Genomic DNA, 19,639 nt, shown 5'->3' with positions numbered 1-19,639 from the left:
GATCTGAACTTTGTAAGAGAGTGGGGGGTCTGAATTCCCCTAGAATTGCATTCTGACGCCAAGCCGCGAGCGTCTCCGGCTCCGCTTCTGAATTCTGTTAGCATCGGCCATTCTGAATTCTTCTTCAATAAGACCTCTTGCAATCAATTGCTTTTTGCACTCTTGTGGTCAAAGAGACTCATCTTTATTGGGGAAAGGGAAAATACTGAACCTTTCTCCTTTTCCTGACTTCTGCAAGAAGTCTAATATTTCCCATCCCCCCATCCCCCATATCGAACTAACATAGGAACTGCTTTGTATTTCTTAAAACTACTTTTCCAGTGTTTATACTTCAAAGATTACTAATTATTTGTGGTCAAAATATTAGAAAATGCTTAAGTGAACAGCTTTAGATAACTATCTTCTGATAATAGCTATAGTAATAATCTATGCAAGCTTTATCTCAGTTTCTCTGGCTAGAAAGCTTAGAGTCAATAATAGACTGTTCGCCGCTAATGGTTGTGCCGGAAACACCACTATCAGATGCGATCGCTCTGATGGCAACAGAGAGCAAAAGTATCTTGGTTGGGTCTTGCTCGCAGTTAGCGGGATGCTTTACGAAGCATGATATTGTACAGCTTATAGCTTCCGGGACTGACTGGAAAACAGCTAAGATTTCTGAGGTGATGCATACCTCAGTGAAAACACTGAAAGTGTCAGATTTTCAGGAGATATCCTGTGTCCTGTCACTTCTATGCCAGCAGCAGTTGGATATACTGCCAGTTGTGGACGATCTAGGTCAAGTCGTCGGTGCAATCACTCATGAGAGTATTTGTCAAGCTCTAGCACAAGAAATAGATAAAACTACATTTAACTGTCGGCAAACTAAAGAACAACGGTGTTTGCTAGAGTCAGCAGTAGTCAATAGTACACTTGAGCAAAATGAATCTGAAAAAATTCGCGAATGCTCCGAGATTGAGGAGGATACCACGGCTTTAGAGGCACTAAGTGAAAGCGAACAGTGCTATTGCATCATAGCCGATACAGTACCTATGCTGATTTGCATGTCAAATAATGGCACTCTGGCTAATTTTTTTAATCAATCTTGGCTACAGTTCACTGGAGGAACTCTAGAACAGAAATTAGGTTGGAGTTGCACGCAAGGTGTTGATTCAAAAGATGTCCAAAGCGATATCGATATTATTAGTTCTTTTGAGGTAGAACATCTGATTTTCCCTCAGCGGCAATGGCCTAAGTACAAATGGTTACCCAGACGCGCTATAGTACCTAAAGATACGACAGGCAAACCTAGCCGCCTCATTGGAGTTTCTGTGGATATTACCTCCCATGTACAGGCAAAAGAGGAACAACTGTGGCAATTCCAGCAAGCGACGCTACAAAAATGCAAACTTGCTCAAGAAATACTCAAACATAGTGAAGAAAAATTCCGCAATTTAGTTGAAGCCAGCAGCGATTGGATATGGGAAATTGATGAAAATACAGTCTATACCTATGTCAGTCCGAAAATACGTGACGTTTTGGGTTATGAACCAACGGAAATTTTAGGTAAAACACCTTTTGATTTGATGTTACCTGAAGAAGCCGAACGTGTGACTAAAATTTTCGCTTTGACTGCTGCCGCGCAACAACCATTGAAATGTCTTAAGAATCTATCCCACTAATAAAATTCTGCTAATCCAAATATGAATTGTGGCTAGAGAAAGAAAACCATTGAAGCAGGCAGCAATTCTTTCCCATCTCACAACGAGCCGACGATATTTTCGTTGGAACCAAGCAAAACAACGCTCTTGTTGAAAACGCGGCACGGAAATTTTAATTGGTCTACCCCGATTTTTCTTGCTCTTCCAAGTACGCTTGGGCCATTGGGGTCTAATACCTCGTTTACGTAAGGCTGCACGTTTATCCTTAGAATCGTAACCTTTATCAGCTGCAAGAACTTTAACTCGTTTACGAGGTCTACCGGGTCTATTCGTTTTGACTTTGACGCTATCGAGAAGCGGTATAACTTGTTCCCGTTCATTACCATTGGCAGGTGTTGTGCAATTAGCTAATGGCATCCCATTACCATCAGTGAAGGTATGTATTAGAACTCCCTTTCCTTTATGACCATACGCAACCCCCTCACCGCCACCTTTTCCAGGGGGAAAAAGACCCGTCTACAGCACCGTAGTTCCAGTTGATTAAACCCTTCTCTTGAGCAATTCCTAATGTACGTGCTTGTAAACTTTCTAACGTCCCATCTGTTTGCCAACGCTGAAGCCATCTGTGCGCTGCACTTTTTGATGCCCAAATTTCCCCTTTTGGAATATCACACCAACGACATCCTGTTATTAATATATACAGCAATGTGTTCAGTACATGACGAAATGGTGCATGAGGCATTCCGCGATCGCGCTTTTCTGGTTCCTTGGGAAATATATCCTCAAACAGCTTCCATTCCAGATCGCTTAATCCTTCAAATCGCCCAGCCATAACTCGATCAAACTTACCGTTATCAACAGCAGATTATCATATTGCTGGTATTAGTGGGATAGATTCAAGAAAATTAATATTCATCAAGATGGTCATTTTGTTCTTCTGGAAAGCAGCGCAATTCCAGTCTTCAACGCTGAGGGAGAATTCCGTGGTTATCGCGGTATAGATCGAGACATTACAAAGTCTAAGCAATCAGAAACTCTACTATTTGAAAGTCAACAAAAGCTGCAATATTTACTTTCTTTTAGCCCAGCTGTTGTCTATACATGCAAAATTTCTGGAGACTATGATGCAACATTTATTAGTGAAAATGTCACAGTAATTACAGGTTATGAAGCACAAAAATTTGTCGAAAATTCTAATTTTTGGGCTAGTCATATTCATCCAGAAGACATAACCCAAGTGTTTGCTCAACTTTCAGAGATATTGGAGCAAAGAAAATACACAATAGAGTACCGATTTTTACACCAAGATGGCACCTATCGTTGGATATACGACCAAGGGAGGCTAGTCACAGATCGAGCTGGTAACCCTATGGAAATAGTGGGTTACTGGGTAGATATCACAGAACGTAAGCTATTAGAACAAGAACTTAGAGTAGCACTAGAAAAAGAAAAACAACTCAGCGAACTTAAATCTCGTTTTGTTTCCATGACTTCTCATGAATTCCGCACGCCCTTAACTACTATTCTTTCTTCTTGTGAGTTGCTAGAACACTATCGCCACAAATGGACTCAAGAAAAACAGCTTACTCATTTACATCGCATTCAAACTGCTGTCAAGCGGATGACTGAAATGTTGAATGACGTGTTAGTTATTGGTAAAGCGGGAACCGATAGATTAGAGTATAGACCAACATCCTTTGATTTAGTCAAATACTGCCAACAGCTAGTAGAAGAAATACAGATAAATCTCAATAATCAGCGCTTAATTTCTTTCAGCAGTCAATATGAATCTATACCTTGCTGTATGGATGAGAAATTGTTGACACACATTTTCAATAATTTACTATCAAATGCAATTAAATATTCCCCAGATGATAGTATTGTCAAGTTTAGTATCAGTTGCCAAAACGCACAAGCAGTATTTGAAATTCAAGATTGGGGCATTGGCATTCCAGAAAAACATATACCGTTCCTATTTGAATCATTTCATCGCGCCAGTAATGTCGGCAATATACTAGGGACTGGATTAGGAATGGCAATTGTAAAAAAGTGTATAGATATCCACCAAGGTGAAATATTTGTTAGAAGTACAGAAGGTTTAGGAACTAAATTTACTGTGATTATAGCATTAAATAATAAAATATAATTGAGGTCATTTATGCCAAAAATTTTAATAATTGAAGATGAAGAATCAGTTAGGGAAAACATATTAGACTTGCTAGCAGCTGAAGATTTTGAAACTCTTGCCGCAGCCAATGGCAGAATCGGGCTAGATTTGGCTATTTCCGAAGTTCCCGATTTAATTTTGTGCGATATGATGATGCCAGAACTTGACGGTTATGGCGTGCTAAAAGCATTACGTCAAGACCCGATTACGGCAACAATTCCCTTTATTTTTCTCACTGCCAAATCTGCCAAATCCGACTTCCGTCGAGGTATGGATCTGGGTGCAGATGACTATATAACTAAGCCATTCACTCGCGCTGAGTTATTAAGCGCCATCATGAATAGGTTAGAAAAATACGCTACTTTAAAAAGATATCTATCTGCTCAAAATGCAAATCACAACTTCTCTCCAAAAATGCAGTTGTTAGAAATTAGCTTGCATCGGGCAATCAAAGAGCATAATTTTCAAGAGTTTGAGATTTATTATCAACCAATAGTGGATATTGCTTCTGGGAAGATAGTAGCTGCTGAAAGTTTGTTGCGCTGGCAAAGCCCAGAATTAGGGATGATTTATCCGACAGAATTTATTCCCATCGCAGAGTCTACAGGTTTAATTGTTCCTATTGGTAAATGGGTCTTAAAAAGAGTGTGCCAGCAAATTAAAAGCTGGCGAGATGATGCGGGAATTTATTCATTGAAAGTTGCTGTAAATTTATCAGTGATTGAATTTAATCAACCAGATTTTATTCATAAAATAGTAAATCTGATAGAAAGCAATGATTTGCAAGCAGATTGCTTAGAATTAGAACTCACTGAAAGTATGATTATGCAAGATATAAATAGCGCGATCGCCACTATGAATAAATTACGTTCTCTGGGCGTAAAAATAGCGATCGATGATTTTGGTACGGGCTACTCTTCTTTAATTTACCTGAAAAATTTACCGATTAATACTTTAAAAATTGACCGTTACTTTATCCATAATGTTGCCAACGATCTGCAAAAATCAGCCATTACCAAAGCACTCATTCAAATGGCTCACAATCTCAACCTCAATGTAGTTGCTGAAGGTGTAGAAGCCGAAGCCGAACTAGCTTTTTTGCGACAACACAAATGTAATTCCATACAAGGCTTTCTATTTAGCCGTCCATTACCAGCAGCCGAATTTGAAAATTTTTTATTGACAAATAAATGTTTATATGCGTGAAAATTGAGCATTGCGAGTGTTAACTATTAACTAATACTAATTTATTGTTTGCCCCTCCATCTCTTCCTATCCCCAGTCCCTAAGAAAAATCGGACTTTAGGCTGGCGACAATTATTAAATTTCAAGTCTATAGTATAAAAATTGTGTATAGCGTTTACCGTCATGAAAGCTTCTGCGCGTTTCTTGCTGCCAGTTTTTTTACTCATTTTGGTAGCAGCGTGTAACCAGACTCGCGCCTCTTCAGATAATTCACCACCGCAAACATCTGTACCTGCTGCGGAACTGGCGCAAAACCCCACATCGAAAAATATCATTCGCACTGAAGTATTTTCACCTAAACCTATCAGAATAAATCTCAAGAACTTACCAGCACCCTTCGCAACAGAAAGTGCGTCTAAGCGCCCTGAAGTTGTGCCCATTCCTCAAGACCCAGTACTACGCGTACCACCAGGCTTTACAGTTAATGTCTTTGCCGAAGATTTAGATGCCCCCCGCTGGCTAGCTTTAACCCCTAGTGGTGATGTACTGGTGACTGAAACCGGGCAAAATCGTATTCGTTTGTTGCGCGATCGCAATGGCGATGGCGTAGCCGATGTGCGAGAAACCTTTGCTACCAGGGAAAACGGACTCAATCGACCCTTTGGCATGGCTTTTGCTGGCGATTCCTTTTTTCTGGGAAACACAGATGCTGTATTGCGTTTTCCTTATACTGAAGGTGAAAATAAAATTACAGGTAACGGGCAAAAAATTGCTGATTTGCCTGCCCAAGGTTATAACAATCATTGGACGCGCAACGTTGTTGTCTCCCCTGATGGCAATAAATTATATGTTTCAGTTGGTTCGGGAACCAACGTGGATGAAGAACCTTTGCCACGCGCTTCGGTACAGGTGATGAATTTGGATGGTTCTCAACAGCAGACCTTCGCTTCCGGTTTGCGTAACCCTATTGGTCTAGATTTTCATCCTGTAACTAAAGAACTTTACACTACTGTTAACGAACGGGATGGAATTGGTGATGATTTAGTACCAGATTATTTTACACGCATCCGACAAGGAGAATTCTACGGCTGGCCTTATGCTTACCTGACGCCAAATAACCTCGATCCGCGTCAAAAAACCAAAGATGGAAGCAAACGCCCCGACTTAGCAGCCGTTACCAAAACACCGGATGTACTGTTTCAGGCACACTCAGCAGCATTGGGTTTGCAGTTTTATGATGGTAAGACATTTCCCCAAAAGTATCGCAACGGTGCTTTTGCTGCTTTTCGTGGTTCTTGGAACCGCGATCGCGGTACTGGTTACAAAGTTGTGTTTGTTCCCTTTGATGCAAAAGGACAACCGCAAGGCTACTACGAAGATTTTCTCACCGGATTTTTGCTCAATCCCTCTGTACCAAGTACTTGGGGACGACCCGTAGGTTTACTTGTCTTACCAGACGGCAGTCTACTAGTAACAGAAGAAGCCAATAATCGGATTTATAGGATTCAGTATACAGGAGGCTAGTACCGGAAGCCGGAATTCAAAATTCAAAACTTGTACTGAGCGCAGTCGAAGTATTCAAAATTCAAAATTAATACAACGTAAGCGTTTCGTTGATTTGGAATGGATGGTTTATTTCGCTGTGCTGTACTAGTTTGAAAATGGGGAGTGTGGGGAGAGAGGGGGGAAAGATTTCTTCACCATCCTCCCACACCTCCCACACCTCCCACCCCTCCCACACTCCCCATGCCCCATGCCCCATGCCCCATGCCCCATACCCTAAGTCCTTTTTTGATTGAGAATTACCATCCGGATTTACTTCCTATAAGCTAGATTATTGACAAATATTAATAATCATTGAGTTGAGAGATTACTTATGACTCTGAATGAAAATAATACTCAGTCCAATATTAATGAAGTGTCTTCACATTCAGGTACGCGATATTGGGGTAATGTGGAAGTGGTTGAAGAGGGAGAAACCTATAGAATTAGTCGCGTTGAAATTAAACCCAGACACGGCATTAAACCACAAATCCATTATCATCGCAACGAACACTGGGTTGTAGTCTCAGGTGTAGCTAAAGTTACTTGTGGCGAACAAGAAATCCTACTCAATCGCAACCAGTCAACTTATGTTCCCGCAGCAACACTGCATAAAGTAGAAAACCCCGGTCATATTCCATTAGTTATTTTAGAAATTCAAAATGGCGAGTATTTAGGAGAGGACGATACAGAACGCCCCTATGAGCTAAATTTGGTCAAGTCTGTAAGTGAAAATGAGTAGGGCATGGGGTATGGGGCATGGGAGATGGGGAGATGAGGAGATGAGGAGATGGGGAGAGAATTACACCCCACCTCCCCATCTCCCCACCACCCCAAACTCCCATGCCCCATGCCCAATTCAAAACCACCCTTCTTGTTCCAGGGTTTCAATCAATTGTAAGCCGCGCGGATCGCCTACTCCCAAGAGCGAGGCTCTGGCGTCTTCCCGTACTCCCAAATCTTTGTCTTCAGCAAAGGCTTGAATCAGAGCATCGATCGCTGTAGCATAAACTACGTTAGAAGGCAGTTCGCGACACAGTTGACCAATGGCCCAAGCACTGTTGCTTCGTACAGCTGCTACTGGATCGTTGACTAAGGCTCCTATCAAAGGTGGTATCGCCCCAATAATTGCTTCATAACCCACTTCTGCCATTTGTGCTAGGGCGCTAGCGGCCCACAAACGTACTGCGGAAATATCAGTTTTTAAGGCGTCTGCCAGGGGTGGTAAACAACGGCGATCGCGACAGTTTCCTAAAGCCCAAACAACGCCTTTACGCACATAGCCATTCCAGTCCTGGTTCAATTGAGCAATTAAGGGAGTCACCGCCTCGGAACTAGGATTGCGTCCGATGCCATAAGCTGCGCTCACCCGCACTAAGGGACAGGTATCACTTAACAAGCGAATTAAATGGGGAGTAGCACGAGCGTCTTCCAAGTCGCAAAAAGCACGGGCCGCTAACATTCTTTGCTGGGGCTGGGGACTGTTTAGCAGGGCTAACATTAATTCTGGATCGGGCTTGGGTACTTCTGAGGAGGCAGTTAGCGGCTCTAATTTATCTAGGGGGCTTTCTAGCTCCTCCTCTGCATCAAGTAGGCTTAGATCGTCTTCGTCATACATAATTTCATTTCAATCGGTTTTGGGAATTAACACATAATCCCCCACGCCAATAATTTAAAGCTTTATATATTCAGTTACGTTATCGTACACTTTCCGTTGTCCTTCGTTGAGTTTAATCTAAACGAGAACCGCCATAACAAAAGACGCTAAAGAATTTTATCGCTATCCTCTAATTTATTTTTGTGCATTCAGGAATTTTACCATCCATAGGGATTGGGTTTGATAACCTAATCGGTCGTAAAGATTTAATGCAGGTTTGTTTGATTGAAAAACTTGTAAGCCAATTTGGCGATCGCCTCTTTGAATCGCCCAATTTTCCACATATTGCATCAAAGCCGTACCAATACCTTGCCGCCGATATTCTGGCGCAACATAGAGGACAAAGATATGAGCATGACGGTTACCCTGTACTTGGTCTATGGCATTGCCCACCCAGACGCAGGCGATGGGGGAAGAGGCAAAGGAGCGGAGGGGCAGAGGGGCAGAGGAGAGAGATTCGTAATTAGTCCCTTGCTCCTCCGCTCCTCTGCTCCCTTGCTGCCTCTCTTCCTCGACCCACCACAAGGGTGTGTCGCTGGAGAAGTATTGCTTAACTGTTTGTTCTAGGTGGGAAAAATCTCCATCGGGAAATAGATCCTGGTAAGTCCGCTGCATGAATTTTAGCAGCAGCGATCGATCTAAACTTGAGCCACGGCGAATCAAATATCCAGGTAGTAATTGCTCAGACACGTCTGATATTTATTAACTTAGCTAGCTGACTTATGCGCTGGTGGTAAGTCAGCGGGAGTTGGTTGAGAACTTATCCCTACCTCTTCAATTGGTGCTGGTGCTGCCATATCAGAAGGTAAAAATATGCGGGCGCTGACTGCCACCAGGGCAAAGACAAATACCAAAACTACAAGCAGTGGAGCGATGTATTGACGAAAAATAGCCATATTTTAATTGCAAAGAAAGCTACAAATTTTTATGAGAATCTAGCTGAAGATTTGTAAATTATTCTTGTTTATTTTAGCGATTTTTTGGGAATGGGGAATGGGGCAAGCAGGAAGTGTGGGAAGGGCGGGAGGTGTGGGAGGTGTGGGAGGACAGAGAGGGATAAATTGTCTTTCTCCCCCCACACTCCCCACACTCCCCACACTCCCCACACTCCCCACACTTCCCCTGCTCCCCTGCTCCCCATGCCCCACTAAGATTGCCGATCGCCCTCCAAGTCATCAAGCACTCTTTCGCAATACCAATTTTCCGGCATTCCAGGATAAGTTTCTCTTGCCTGTTCAATTAACCTTTCGGCAGCGGCGGTATCGCCGGATAACCTGGCAATTAATCTGTTTTTGAGATAGCTATCAGATAGATCCTCTTCTGCTTGGTTTGGTATTGGGCGATTTAGTGATGATGGTGACGACCGAGACTGCTCTCTCCGCAGTTGCCAAAATAAAACGTAATAAAGGGTACCAAAAATTAAAATTAGGCTGAGTGTTCCGAAAAAAGTTAGAAGGTTAAACGCTAAAAATCCTAGAACTAACTGTGAGAGAACATACCCAAGTAATAAACCAGTAAGCAAGAGGATGAATGTACCGACAGCAATAACTACTTGATTCCCCATATATCCTCTTCTTCGTCCTCAAGTCCTGGTCTGGATACTGCCGCTGGCTGAGGGTTCCAAGGGGCAAATACTGGCAATAAAAGTAGTCCGGGGATAGCGGCGGCGATGGTTATTAAGAAAAATATAGGCCAACCTGTGCTTTGAGCGATCGCACCTCCAGGGGCTGCGAGAATATCCCGGCTAACAGCCATTAAGCTGGAAAGCAAAGCATACTGAGTTGCGGAAAACCGCTGGTTACAAAGACTCATCAAAAAGGCAACAAAGGCTGCTGTCCCCAATCCACCACAAAATTGTTCTATGTTGATGGCAATTACCATAGCTTGGTAGTTTTTACCGATGTATGCTAGAAAAAAGTAGGCTAAATTACTTACTGCTTGTAGAATACCAAAAACCCAAAGCGATCGATTGATGCCTATAGCACTCAAAATCGAACCACCTGCCAGGGCGCCGACAATCGTAGCAATCAATCCCATGCCAACTTGAATTGCCCCAATATCGGTTTTGGTAAAACCTGTTTGCAGCAAAAAGGGCGTGGTCATATTGCTCAACAAAGCATCGCCCAGTTTATATAGGGTAATGAACACAAGAATTAAAATAGCGTATAAGATACCTTGACGCTGAAAAAATTCACCAAAAGGCAAAATTACAGCATCAGCTAAGGAAGCAGGAGGGCTAATTTCTCTAGGTTCTGGTGCTAACAAGGTGGCAAAAATACCAATCGACATTACTCCTGCCATCAATAAGTAAACTGATGACCAAGGCATTTTATCAGCAAGTATCAAGGCTAAAGCACCTGCGACTAACAAGGCAATGCGATAACCTAAGATAAAAACCGCTGCACCAGCCCCCATTTCTAATTTCTCCAAAATATCGGTCCGGTAAGCATCAGCGGCGATATCTTGAGTTGCACTGATAAAAGCAATGACTATGGCGTTGATGGCTAAAAGCTGTAATGCTTGTTTGGGTTGTTGAAAAGCCATGATGGCGATCGCTACAATCAAGCCAACCTGTGTCAAAATTAACCAACCCCGCCGCCGTCCCAAAACTGGTAGGCTGAACCTGTCTACTAACGGCGACCACAGAAACTTCAAGGAATAAGGCAACCCTGCGAGGCTAAACCAACCAATAGCGGCTAAATCTACCTTTTCTACGGTCATCCAAGCTTTCAAAGTATTACCGATTAACAATAACGGTAAACCTGATGCAAAACCTAAAAATAACAAAGCCGCCATCTTGCGACTACCGAAAACTTGCAGCAGCGATTCAATTTTCCTCATGTTTTCAACTTTTTGCCTCTTGCCTCTTTTGAGTAAATCTCAGCTATGGTAATTGGAGTTTAGTTAAAAGACAATAAGGCAGTTAAACCTAATGCGATAGATAAAAATGCTGCGAATGCAGTTGTAGTGTAGTTTTGATTTGGCTAGCAATTCCAAATTTTTAAAAGCGATAAATAAATTTTATTCTGTTTTATAAACCTGATGCCCTCTGATTTCTACTTTGTGGGCGGCGAGGCATTTTTCCCAACCTTCACGAGTACCGATATCGCTTTTGGCTTTGAGCAATCCTAATTCTTCTTCTTGTTGAGTGAGTTTAGCAAATTCTTCGTAACGCGGGTATGTGGTAGTAACAAATGTTTCTTTACGATGCAAAATCGGCGGATTTGCTCTAGTTTTATATTCTCGGTGAGTCACAGCTAAGGTTTTTAAGTCAATACCTATACTGGCTTGTAAAGCTGGATGAGGGTCAGTATCAAATTCTGGGTAAAAAAGATAGGATATTTGCGGTTGTTCAATGTGATATTTTATCAATGTGGCTCCATCTACACGGCCAATGGTGCGGCTAGCGCAACCTTCGTAAATTCGCAGTAAAGAATCGAGTGCTGCAAGTGCCGAAACATGGACGTAAAGGGCGCCGCGGGTACGTTTACCAATTTTGCTCTTTTCGCAAGCAGTTTGAATCACCCCAGGTTTGCCTAAGCTGAAAAGCTTTTGGTCGGCGACTTGGCAAGCTTCTTCGTAGCTACTAAAAAAAGCTTTGATGTCGTGACGCATTTGTGGCGATAGCTTCTGCCATGCAGGGCGGCGATCGAAGTGAGTGAGGGCGAGATATACTTGGATATCTAGAGAGCGACGATAGGCGATCGCATCCCATTCTGCTTCGTCAGTAGCTTGCAAAATTACGCCAAAGGCACGGCGGAAGTTACCAAATTCTTTCAGTAATTCTTGTTCGTTTTCCAATTCGCCTTTTACAGGCAGTCTACCCCGCTTGGTAAAAAAAGCCATGAGTGGTTGCAGCTGTTCTTGGTAATCTTCAAACCGCTTGGTAGGGATGCGGACTCGTGGTGTAGAAGAAGTAGAAAAGAAGCGGATAGCCTTGTAACTTTCTTTTTGGGCTTCATCTCGAAAAACAAAGTACACACCCAACGCTACAGGCACTGCATCCACATTGAGGACTTCATCGATGTAAGTTTTGAGTTCCTCTTGTTCGTAATATTTCTGAAAAGTGTTGCGGCGGGTTACAATGCCATCATTGTAAGCCAGCTGAGTTTTACTGGGAGCATTAACTAGAACTTGAGCTGCGACAATTAAAACTTGCTGGGTGAGTTCCCAAGCTTGAATGAGGCTTTGACCGCGTTCCTCTGCATCTTCGATGACGTTGAGGACGTACCCCAAATTGACAACATCGGCGGGGGTACGTGGAACATCGGGATAGTAGTAAGGGTCCCAGCCTGCGCTGGTGTAGCCTAAGTTTGCTACTCGCCGCACATCACCACCGTAGCCGCAACCGTAGTCAAAAAAAGTGGTGTCTTGATGCAGAATTGCCCATTCTATTGCTAATCGTACAGGGCGGGAGATGTCAGTGCGAGGGATCGCAGCTCTATGACGCTCAATTTCTAAAGCTTCAGGCATAATATCAGTTAACAGTTACAGCACTTTTCAGGTAAATGAAGCACGCGGTTAGCGACGACCGTTAGTCATTACAAGAATTTGTACGCCACTTAGTTGCAATCTGTTGGAGTTCGGGAGCGTTATTTGTTGCCCGATATGGTAGCAATGTTAACTTGATAGATCGATTAAGATATTTATCCGCGTAGGATAACTTAATATTTGGATGGAAAACTTATGACTCCTGCTGCTAAAAAATATAGAGGTTAATCATGGGATGGGAAATTACGATATTCTCTTTTTTGATAATGGTTGCAGTTATTAGTCTCTTTAACATTGAGGCTAGGATTAAACGAATTGAGCACAACACATATCGAACAAAAATTTATTTAAAATTGATTATGGAACGATTAGAAATTGAGGTTCCATCTCGTCTTTCAGAGCGAATCAAAGCAATAGCGATCGATCCGAAAAATAAGATTGAAGCCATCAAGCTATATCGTCAAGAAACAGGTGCAAGTTTCTAGAAGCCAAAGATGCGATCGAAGACTTTATCGAAGAAAATCGCCATTTTGGTCAATAGCAATTCCAGTTTTCAGAATACCTAAAAAGTGCGGTAAAAGTCAATTATTAACTCATATTCTTTCAATCTTTCATTGCCAATTGAATTAAATCTTCAATTTTCTTGATATTTTGATCGCCTGCTAAGTAACCGATACCGCGATGCAAATGCAGGCGGAATTGGGTGGCGAGGGTTTCTTTGTCAATAGGATAGCCATCATTGTGACAGCGTTGCTTGAGGGCGAGGAGGAGAATATCAGACATTTCGCCGCCAAAGATGCGCCAAGTCATTTCGACGTTGCTATCTTGGGGAATTGGTACGGGGGAGGGTGGAGTTGGTTCTGCGAGGGAACGACAAAATGCCCAACGGCAGAGGATATTCCATTGGTCAATTTTGGTGCTGCGTCTGAGTTTAAGGAGTTGGTCTTTGGCTGTTTGGGAAAGTTTAATTCTTTCGATTGGCGATTCCATAGTGTTTATAAATAGTGATACATGAATCATACCGTCTGCAAAACTAGGAGTATGACTTAAGTTTTCTTATATTAGGTTATTTTGTTTACTAATTTTCATTTTTAATTAGTTTTTCTAGATTTTTATTTTCGCTTTTTCTTTGTGTATCTATATTAATTGTTTAATATTTAAATTTAATGATATAGCATAATATTACTGAATAGCCGTTTTTGTTTAACCATGATACCTGAGTTTTAACAATCAATAATTTAGGCTTTTGAAAGAAAAAATATGTCTACTAAATCTACAACAAAAAAAGTAATTGCCTATGTTACTAACAAAGATGAATTAATGGTGTTTGTGCATACTGACTTTCCGGAAGCCGGCGTCCAAGTACCTGCTGGTACAGTTGAAGAAAGCGAAGATCCATCTGAAGCTGTAGTGCGAGAAATTTATCAAGAATCTGGTATTAAAGGAGTTCGTCTTATTGAGCTATTGGGTATTTATCAATACAACATGTCTCCTTATCGCCAAGAAATTCAAGAACGTTATGTTTATCACCTTGAACTGACTGAGCCTACACCATCTACTTGGCGACATTGGGAAATGTATTCAAGTACTAACGAAAAATCTATAGCTTTTGATTTTTATTGGTTGAAGTTGGACGGCTCAGCTTTAGATTTAGCTGTTGGTCAGGGTTACTTTTTACCTAAGCTTACTTGCAAGATAAAAAAAGTTACCATTGAGTAAAGAAGCAAATTATATCAATTAAAAATTGCGTTCGCCTCACCCACTTGAATGAAGTAGTAATCTGTAGCCTAATTTTTGTAATTAAGCAAATAAAAATCCGAAATTGGTAACATGGCTGTTGTATTTAATATCTACTAATTTTTATTTGCAGCAAATGAATAGTAAAGCTAAATTATTGACTCTTGCTACCTTAACTTTTGCTCTTTCATCTGTGACTGTAGGAGCAGTCATAGCACAGACAAAACTTAGCAATCAATCTAAATTGTTCACCAATGGTATTGGACAGGTACGAGTTGGAATGACCGTCTCTCAAGCCAGCAAAGCTGCTGGTACCCGGCTAGTTGGCGACCCACCGAATAAATATTGCTACTACGTAAAACCGGAATGGGACCCTAAAAATGTCGGGTTCATGGTCACAGAAGGTCGTATTTCTAGGGTTGATGTCTGGAGAGATAGCAAAATTACTACCTTAAAAGGTGCAAAAATTGGTGACACTGAAGCACGGATTAAATCACTGTATCCAGGACAAATTAAAGTCACTCCTCATAACTATGTCTCAGGCGGCCACTACCTGACATTTGTACCAAAAGACCAATCTGACGAAAATTATCGTGTAGTATTTGAGACTGATGGCAAGCGGGTGACTCAGTTTCGCTCAGGTAAATTACCGGAGGTTGAATATGTGGAGGGATGTAGTTGATTTGAGAGATTGTTAGTATCGCAGTTGCCAACTAAATTAGGGCATAAACCGATCGCAAAACCCGGACATCAAGGGATTTTTTAGCCTATTGCGTATTACCTGTTGCCTGCTCATATCCATAATTCAGAACATTTTAAGTCAAAGAAGGCTGCCATCGACTTCTGCAATTGTGGGAACCACAACCATTTCATTTTGCGACGGTCTTCTTCCAACACACACCACTCTGTAGAAACGTACAGGCTTTGAACGGCAGTTAGTTTATAGTCTTCAATTAATTGTTCCCAATCATAGCCTGATACGCCATTGCGAAGGAGACATGCATAATACTCACGTAATATGGGAATTTCCCATTGGCGACGTAAATCTGAGTCCCACCAATGCACCATCATATATGCAATATCGCTGACTCCTAACCAGGTAGTCAATGACCAGTCAAACGGTTGGCGATCGATTAGATAGGTTTTACCAGTACCATTCAAAGGAAACAGAATATTGCCGGGATTGACATCACCATGAATTAATGTAAAGCCAGATACATTTTTTGTACGTTCAATCATTTTAGCAGGATGGTACTGGAAAACATCCATAAGTGCCGATGGCCATAAGCCATCAATCTCAGTGCCAACCTCCTCTAACATTGGTAATAATCCAGGTTGCACATGATTTACGTATCGTTCAATTTCCGTTTTGCTGGGAATACTAGCGCCGATAGTTTTTAATTTTTCGGTTCCCCACAAATGTGCATGTAGTCTGGCTAAGGCTTGAGCAACGGCGCATCCGTAGGGAAGTGTTGGCTTGATTTGGTAATTAAGCTGATGAGTTGCAGATAGGTCTTCTAAGAGAAGATGATAGCGACGAGGATTTTCTGCGTAGGCTGCATGGTAGCAAGTTGGTATCGGTGGATTCCTAAGATGAATATAATCTCGCATATAATAATTGACTTCAGATACTCCAAAAATGCTACCATCGCCTGCACACATTTTCAGGAACAGCGATGTTGGTAATGTGCCTGTTGTTCCTAAGCTATACTGAAGCTGGATTTTTGCAATACGCGCATTTGCACTATTTGAAACTGCGATCGCAAAATCTTCGACTCTTCCATTTACCAGTGCTTTGCTGTCGATTAGTACCGAATTTAACCAATCAAGAGTTATCTGGCTAATGTCAGAAATTACTTCATTATTCATCTTAATAAATAACTAATAACTAATCGAAAATTGTATCAGTTTCTTTAATTGCTCCCAACACGAAAAGTGTGCCTCAAATGTTAATTTGGTGGTTATAATTCAGAACTTAGAATTCAAAATCGTTCGGGCTTAGATAGCCAAACTTGATTATTTTAAAAAAATCAAGCAGGTATCGAATCCTCATTTTTTAAATCTTTTAACTCCTGAATTCTGAATTCTGCCTCATTTTTATCTTTCCACTTCATCCACTTCCTTAGGAACTCCCGCAGTTAACACCTCATGTCCATTAGATGTAACTAAGACATCATCTTCAATGCGAATACCAATTCCAATCCAGCGAGGGTGAGTTTCTGGTTGGTCTTCTGCTAATTTGGTATCTGGGACAATATAAAGTCCTGGTTCCACTGTCAAAATTTGACCTGGTTGTAAAATTTGTGGTTTATCTTCACCATGCTGATAAACTCCTACGTCATGCACATCTAAACCTAACCAATGGCTGGTGCGGTGCATATAATACGGTTTGTATTTATCTTCTTCAATTAATTTGTCAATTTCGCCTTGAAGAATGCCAAGTTCAACTAAACCTTCAGTCAAGACGCGCACTGCTGTATCATGAACAGATTTGAATGAATTACCTGGTTGCACTTGAGCGATCGCTTGTTTTTGTGCCTCCAAAACAATCTCATATAATGTCTTTTGTTCTGGTGTAAATTTCCCTCCCACTGGAAATGTGCGCGTAATATCGGAGTTGTAATAACCATAAGCACAACCGGCATCAATTAATAGTAATTCTCCATCCTGCATTTGCCGTTCATTCTCAATGTAGTGCAATACGCAAGCATTCACACCGGAAGCCACAATGGAAGGATAAGCCGGGCCCATTCCACCCCGCACTCGAAAGATGCGTTCGATTTCCGCCTGAATTTCGTACTCATAACGTCCGGGTGCTGTGATTTCTTGGGCGTGATTGTGTGCTTCAATAGCGATCGCTGCTGCTTGGCGCATTAACTCCAACTCGGCTTCGCTTTTGATCAGTCTCATGCTGTGGATAATAGTCCCGGTATCTTCAATGGCCACAGGCCCCGTACCGCGTTTGGGATAGGTTTGTAGTAACCGTTGGTAATGCCCTAAGATTTTGTCATTAAAAGCGCGATCGCGTCCTAAGTGATAATAAATGCGATCGGCTTTTTCTAAATACTGTGGCAATTTTTCATCTAATTCGTGAATCGGGTACGCTTCATCAGCACCATAAATTTCCTTCGCTGCATCTATTCCACAGCGATAACCACTCCATACTTCCTTTTCCCGATCTTTGGGTTGCACAAACAGCACAAACCGATGTTCTGCATGATGAGGCGCTAACACTGCAACGGCCTGTGGTTCGTTAAATCCAGTTAAGTAAAAAAAATCACTATCTTGACGATAAACATACTCAACATCGTTGTGCATCACTGCCATTGGCGCACTGCGAAAAATGGCTGTGCCATTACCAATTTTTGCCATTAACTGCTCGCGACGTTGCCGATATTCTGTTTGCATAGTTGATTTATTTGTAAACTATCGTATTATTTTACACTTTTGACAACCAGAGGATGCACAGATGATGCTTCTCGCTAGTTGCTAATCTTAGTTATTCTAACCAATATTTGTTTCCACTCAAGTTATAAAACATAAGCATTCAAAATTGAGAAATTGGAAGATTTTGATACCAAGCTGAATCAGCGAAAAAATCAATAAGCTATATGGCAATCTATTTGAGTTTTGAGAAATATCAGTGTTGACTGTTAACAGTTAACATTTAACAGCGATTATTAGCGGAACATAACATAGTTTTGTCTATAAATCATCACAAACAAAATCGTTTTGCTAACTGTTTATATAGCACTTGAAATTTTTGGATAAATGATTTAAAACCAAAAATAATTTGTTTTTAAAGACTGACATTAAGCAAAAAACAATAGTTATAAAGAAATATTGAAAGCCTGGTAAATGTTCTTTGATTACAGAAAACCATCGCTCGAAAAAGTTAAAAACAGATAACAACCAATGATAAAAAAACATCATGTTTGGAAAAAGTTCCTCAGACTTGTCTTTGAATACGTCTCAATTGGCATCAGAATCTTTCCAAAAATCGCAAGCATTATTAGCATCTGGTCTTGATAATTCAAATACTCTAAAATCTGGTTCATTTTTTGGCAGTAGCAGTTATTCTCAACCACAAGAATCTGCGGTGGTGTCAGCAAATCCCAATCCAAATCCTTACTTAACCAGTGCGGCGATCGTTCCTGATTTCAACGGTGATGGCAAAACAGATAAAGTTTGGGTCAATACTCAAACTGGTGAAATTATCGTTCGCCTGATGGATGGAACAAGAATTGTTGAGCAGGGTTCTTTAGGTCAATTCGATCTATCAGCCTATGATTACAAAATTGGTGATTTCAACGCTGACAACAAAACCGACTTCTTATTACGCAATAAGACAACCGGCGAAAACAGCATCGTCTTAATGGACGGAACCAGAGTTGCTAGTGCAGCAGCTCTCACCAACGTCGATCCAGCGTGGACTTCTCAAATTGGCGATTTCAATGGCGATCGCAAAACTGATATCTTCTGGCACAATAACCAAACCGGTGAGAACGCTATTTGGGAGATGGATGGCACAAATGTTGTGAATGCAACTGTTTTAGACACCACTGACCCAGCCTTAACTGCTACCATTGTTGATTTCGATGCCAACGGCAAGAGCGATATCTTCTGGCGGAATCAGACAACTGGTGAGAACAGCGTTTGGTTTATGGATGGTGCCCAAAAGACTGAGTTTAGCTTGCAATCACAAGATCCAGGCTGGACTTATCAAGTTGGCGATTTCAATGGCGACTTAGCCACAGACTTGCTCTGGAGAAACACTCAAACAGGTGAAAGTAAGGTTTGGGTGATGAGAGGCATCGTAGTTACAGAAGGTGCTTTGGGAACATATGACTCATCTTGGACTTCTCAAATCGGTGATTTCAACGGTGATGGTAAGACCGATATCTTCTGGCGGAATGGAACCACAGGTGAGAACACAGCTTGGTTGATGGATGGTACAAACATTGCCACTCAAGCCTTCCTACCGAGCAATAGTGCATCTCTAACACCATCCCTCGGCGATTACAACGGTGATGGCAAGACTGATATCTACTGGCGCGATCAAGCAGCAGGTGCAGACAACATTTGGACTATCGATGGCACAACCGCCGTTGAAACTCCCATCGGCGAAGCAGATAGGCTGACCCCAGAGTGGTATACGTTCTAAAATTAGAATTCAGAATTCAGAATTCAGGAGTTAGGAGTTAGGAGTGGAGAGTGAGG

The 19,639-nt window shown here is 41.6% G+C and carries 18 protein-coding genes and 2 pseudogenes; 9 read left to right on the top strand and 11 right to left on the bottom strand.

What is annotated here, in order from left to right:
• The first annotated feature begins 428 nt into the window (after positions 1 to 428).
• On the top strand, positions 429 to 1,661 hold the full coding sequence (locus tag NSTC745_RS33270; RefSeq protein ID WP_445634838.1) for a PAS domain S-box protein: 1,233 nt from the start codon (positions 429 to 431) through the stop codon (positions 1,659 to 1,661).
• On the opposite strand, the pseudogene NSTC745_RS33265 reads toward NSTC745_RS33270, so the two are convergent.
• Together NSTC745_RS33265 and NSTC745_RS33260 are read right to left on the bottom strand one after the other, a co-directional pair.
• A pseudogene (locus NSTC745_RS33265) lies at positions 1,650 to 2,096 on the bottom strand (transposase); the annotation flags it as partial. The gene NSTC745_RS33270 and the pseudogene NSTC745_RS33265 overlap by 12 nt on opposite strands.
• Before the next feature lie 25 nt (positions 2,097 to 2,121).
• A complete protein-coding gene (locus NSTC745_RS33260) occupies positions 2,122 to 2,472 on the bottom strand; it encodes a transposase (RefSeq protein ID WP_445634837.1) in 351 nt (116 codons plus the stop codon).
• 75 nt (positions 2,473 to 2,547) lie between these two features.
• Between NSTC745_RS33260 and NSTC745_RS33255 the strand changes: the two are divergent.
• The 4 genes and pseudogenes from NSTC745_RS33255 to NSTC745_RS33240 form a co-directional block, all read left to right on the top strand.
• Positions 2,548 to 3,786: pseudogene (locus NSTC745_RS33255) on the top strand (PAS domain-containing sensor histidine kinase); the annotation flags it as partial.
• A gap of 12 nt (positions 3,787 to 3,798) precedes the next feature.
• Positions 3,799 to 5,013 (top strand): EAL domain-containing response regulator, encoded by a 1,215-nt coding sequence (locus NSTC745_RS33250; protein ID WP_445634836.1) that lies wholly within the window; start codon positions 3,799 to 3,801, stop codon positions 5,011 to 5,013.
• Positions 5,014 to 5,175: 162 nt separating this feature from the next.
• Complete coding sequence (locus NSTC745_RS33245; protein WP_445634835.1) at positions 5,176 to 6,516, top strand: PQQ-dependent sugar dehydrogenase; 1,341 nt, start codon at positions 5,176 to 5,178, stop codon at positions 6,514 to 6,516.
• A gap of 352 nt (positions 6,517 to 6,868) precedes the next feature.
• Positions 6,869 to 7,276 (top strand): phosphomannose isomerase type II C-terminal cupin domain, encoded by a 408-nt coding sequence (locus tag NSTC745_RS33240; RefSeq protein ID WP_096537695.1) that lies wholly within the window; start codon positions 6,869 to 6,871, stop codon positions 7,274 to 7,276.
• Positions 7,277 to 7,393: 117 nt separating this feature from the next.
• Here NSTC745_RS33240 and NSTC745_RS33235 read toward each other — a convergent pair whose 3' ends face one another.
• The 6 genes from NSTC745_RS33235 to NSTC745_RS33210 form a co-directional block, all read right to left on the bottom strand.
• Entirely contained in the window at positions 7,394 to 8,152 is a 759-nt protein-coding gene (locus NSTC745_RS33235) for a HEAT repeat domain-containing protein (RefSeq protein ID WP_445634834.1), read from the bottom strand.
• A gap of 174 nt (positions 8,153 to 8,326) precedes the next feature.
• Positions 8,327 to 8,881 carry a GNAT family N-acetyltransferase gene (locus NSTC745_RS33230; RefSeq protein WP_445634833.1) on the bottom strand — a complete coding sequence of 185 codons (555 nt, stop codon included), beginning with the start codon at positions 8,879 to 8,881 and terminating at the stop codon, positions 8,327 to 8,329.
• A 17-nt stretch (positions 8,882 to 8,898) separates the two neighbouring features.
• Positions 8,899 to 9,087 carry a hypothetical protein gene (locus tag NSTC745_RS33225; RefSeq protein ID WP_096537698.1) on the bottom strand — a complete coding sequence of 63 codons (189 nt, stop codon included), beginning with the start codon at positions 9,085 to 9,087 and terminating at the stop codon, positions 8,899 to 8,901.
• A 251-nt stretch (positions 9,088 to 9,338) separates the two neighbouring features.
• Positions 9,339 to 9,755, bottom strand: coding sequence for an ABC transporter permease (locus NSTC745_RS33220; RefSeq protein WP_445634832.1), 417 nt, complete (start codon positions 9,753 to 9,755; stop codon positions 9,339 to 9,341).
• The gene (locus tag NSTC745_RS33215; protein ID WP_445634831.1) at positions 9,740 to 11,032 is read right to left on the bottom strand and encodes an AmpG family muropeptide MFS transporter; all 1,293 of its coding nucleotides are present in this window, start codon (positions 11,030 to 11,032) and stop codon (positions 9,740 to 9,742) included. Before NSTC745_RS33215 ends, NSTC745_RS33220 begins: the two co-directional genes overlap by 16 nt.
• A 180-nt stretch (positions 11,033 to 11,212) precedes the next feature.
• Positions 11,213 to 12,664, bottom strand: a complete 1,452-nt coding sequence (locus NSTC745_RS33210) for a DNA phosphorothioation-associated putative methyltransferase (RefSeq protein WP_445634830.1) — start codon at positions 12,662 to 12,664, stop codon at positions 11,213 to 11,215.
• Positions 12,665 to 13,041: 377 nt separating this feature from the next.
• On the opposite strand from NSTC745_RS33210, the gene NSTC745_RS33205 reads away from it, so the two are divergent.
• Entirely contained in the window at positions 13,042 to 13,167 is a 126-nt protein-coding gene (locus NSTC745_RS33205) for a hypothetical protein (protein ID WP_445634829.1), read from the top strand.
• A gap of 118 nt (positions 13,168 to 13,285) precedes the next feature.
• On the opposite strand, the gene dndE is transcribed toward NSTC745_RS33205, so the two are convergent.
• Positions 13,286 to 13,672 carry a DNA sulfur modification protein DndE gene (gene dndE, locus NSTC745_RS33200; RefSeq protein WP_445634828.1) on the bottom strand — a complete coding sequence of 129 codons (387 nt, stop codon included), beginning with the start codon at positions 13,670 to 13,672 and terminating at the stop codon, positions 13,286 to 13,288.
• 270 nt (positions 13,673 to 13,942) lie between these two features.
• Here dndE and NSTC745_RS33195 point away from each other — a divergent pair, with 270 nt between their 5' ends.
• Together NSTC745_RS33195 and NSTC745_RS33190 are read left to right on the top strand one after the other, a co-directional pair.
• A complete protein-coding gene (locus NSTC745_RS33195) occupies positions 13,943 to 14,401 on the top strand; it encodes an NUDIX hydrolase (RefSeq protein WP_445634827.1) in 459 nt (152 codons plus the stop codon).
• A gap of 154 nt (positions 14,402 to 14,555) precedes the next feature.
• The gene (locus NSTC745_RS33190) at positions 14,556 to 15,101 is read left to right on the top strand and encodes a hypothetical protein (RefSeq protein WP_445634826.1); all 546 of its coding nucleotides are present in this window, start codon (positions 14,556 to 14,558) and stop codon (positions 15,099 to 15,101) included.
• A 110-nt stretch (positions 15,102 to 15,211) separates the two neighbouring features.
• Here NSTC745_RS33190 and NSTC745_RS33185 read toward each other — a convergent pair whose 3' ends face one another.
• Positions 15,212 to 16,288 carry a hypothetical protein gene (locus tag NSTC745_RS33185; protein WP_445634825.1) on the bottom strand — a complete coding sequence of 359 codons (1,077 nt, stop codon included), beginning with the start codon at positions 16,286 to 16,288 and terminating at the stop codon, positions 15,212 to 15,214.
• 228 nt (positions 16,289 to 16,516) lie between these two features.
• A complete protein-coding gene (locus NSTC745_RS33180) occupies positions 16,517 to 17,827 on the bottom strand; it encodes an aminopeptidase P N-terminal domain-containing protein (RefSeq protein ID WP_445634824.1) in 1,311 nt (436 codons plus the stop codon).
• Positions 17,828 to 18,350: 523 nt separating this feature from the next.
• Between NSTC745_RS33180 and NSTC745_RS33175 the strand changes: the two genes are divergently transcribed.
• Positions 18,351 to 19,583, top strand: a complete 1,233-nt coding sequence (locus tag NSTC745_RS33175; RefSeq protein WP_445634823.1) for an FG-GAP repeat domain-containing protein — start codon at positions 18,351 to 18,353, stop codon at positions 19,581 to 19,583.
• Positions 19,584 to 19,639 lie beyond the last annotated feature (56 nt).

This window comes from Nostoc sp. DSM 114161, from assembly GCF_052692665.1.
The sequence above is the reverse complement of the archived record's forward strand: the minus strand, read 5'-3'. Positions and strand labels throughout refer to the sequence as shown.

Coding starts and splice junctions, on each gene's coding strand:
- NSTC745_RS33270 (WP_445634838.1), top strand. CDS start 429: ATGCAAGCTTTATCTCAGTTTCTCTGGCTAGAAAGCTTAGAGTCAATA.
- NSTC745_RS33260 (WP_445634837.1), bottom strand. CDS start 2,472: ATGGCTGGGCGATTTGAAGGATTAAGCGATCTGGAATGGAAGCTGTTT.
- NSTC745_RS33250 (WP_445634836.1), top strand. CDS start 3,799: ATGCCAAAAATTTTAATAATTGAAGATGAAGAATCAGTTAGGGAAAAC.
- NSTC745_RS33245 (WP_445634835.1), top strand. CDS start 5,176: ATGAAAGCTTCTGCGCGTTTCTTGCTGCCAGTTTTTTTACTCATTTTG.
- NSTC745_RS33240 (WP_096537695.1), top strand. CDS start 6,869: ATGACTCTGAATGAAAATAATACTCAGTCCAATATTAATGAAGTGTCT.
- NSTC745_RS33235 (WP_445634834.1), bottom strand. CDS start 8,152: ATGTATGACGAAGACGATCTAAGCCTACTTGATGCAGAGGAGGAGCTA.
- NSTC745_RS33225 (WP_096537698.1), bottom strand. CDS start 9,087: ATGGCTATTTTTCGTCAATACATCGCTCCACTGCTTGTAGTTTTGGTA.
- NSTC745_RS33220 (WP_445634832.1), bottom strand. CDS start 9,755: ATGGGGAATCAAGTAGTTATTGCTGTCGGTACATTCATCCTCTTGCTT.
- NSTC745_RS33215 (WP_445634831.1), bottom strand. CDS start 11,032: ATGAGGAAAATTGAATCGCTGCTGCAAGTTTTCGGTAGTCGCAAGATG.
- NSTC745_RS33210 (WP_445634830.1), bottom strand. CDS start 12,664: ATGCCTGAAGCTTTAGAAATTGAGCGTCATAGAGCTGCGATCCCTCGC.
- NSTC745_RS33205 (WP_445634829.1), top strand. CDS start 13,042: ATGGAACGATTAGAAATTGAGGTTCCATCTCGTCTTTCAGAGCGAATC.
- dndE (WP_445634828.1), bottom strand. CDS start 13,672: ATGGAATCGCCAATCGAAAGAATTAAACTTTCCCAAACAGCCAAAGAC.
- NSTC745_RS33195 (WP_445634827.1), top strand. CDS start 13,943: ATGTCTACTAAATCTACAACAAAAAAAGTAATTGCCTATGTTACTAAC.
- NSTC745_RS33190 (WP_445634826.1), top strand. CDS start 14,556: ATGAATAGTAAAGCTAAATTATTGACTCTTGCTACCTTAACTTTTGCT.
- NSTC745_RS33185 (WP_445634825.1), bottom strand. CDS start 16,288: ATGAATAATGAAGTAATTTCTGACATTAGCCAGATAACTCTTGATTGG.
- NSTC745_RS33180 (WP_445634824.1), bottom strand. CDS start 17,827: ATGCAAACAGAATATCGGCAACGTCGCGAGCAGTTAATGGCAAAAATT.
- NSTC745_RS33175 (WP_445634823.1), top strand. CDS start 18,351: ATGTTTGGAAAAAGTTCCTCAGACTTGTCTTTGAATACGTCTCAATTG.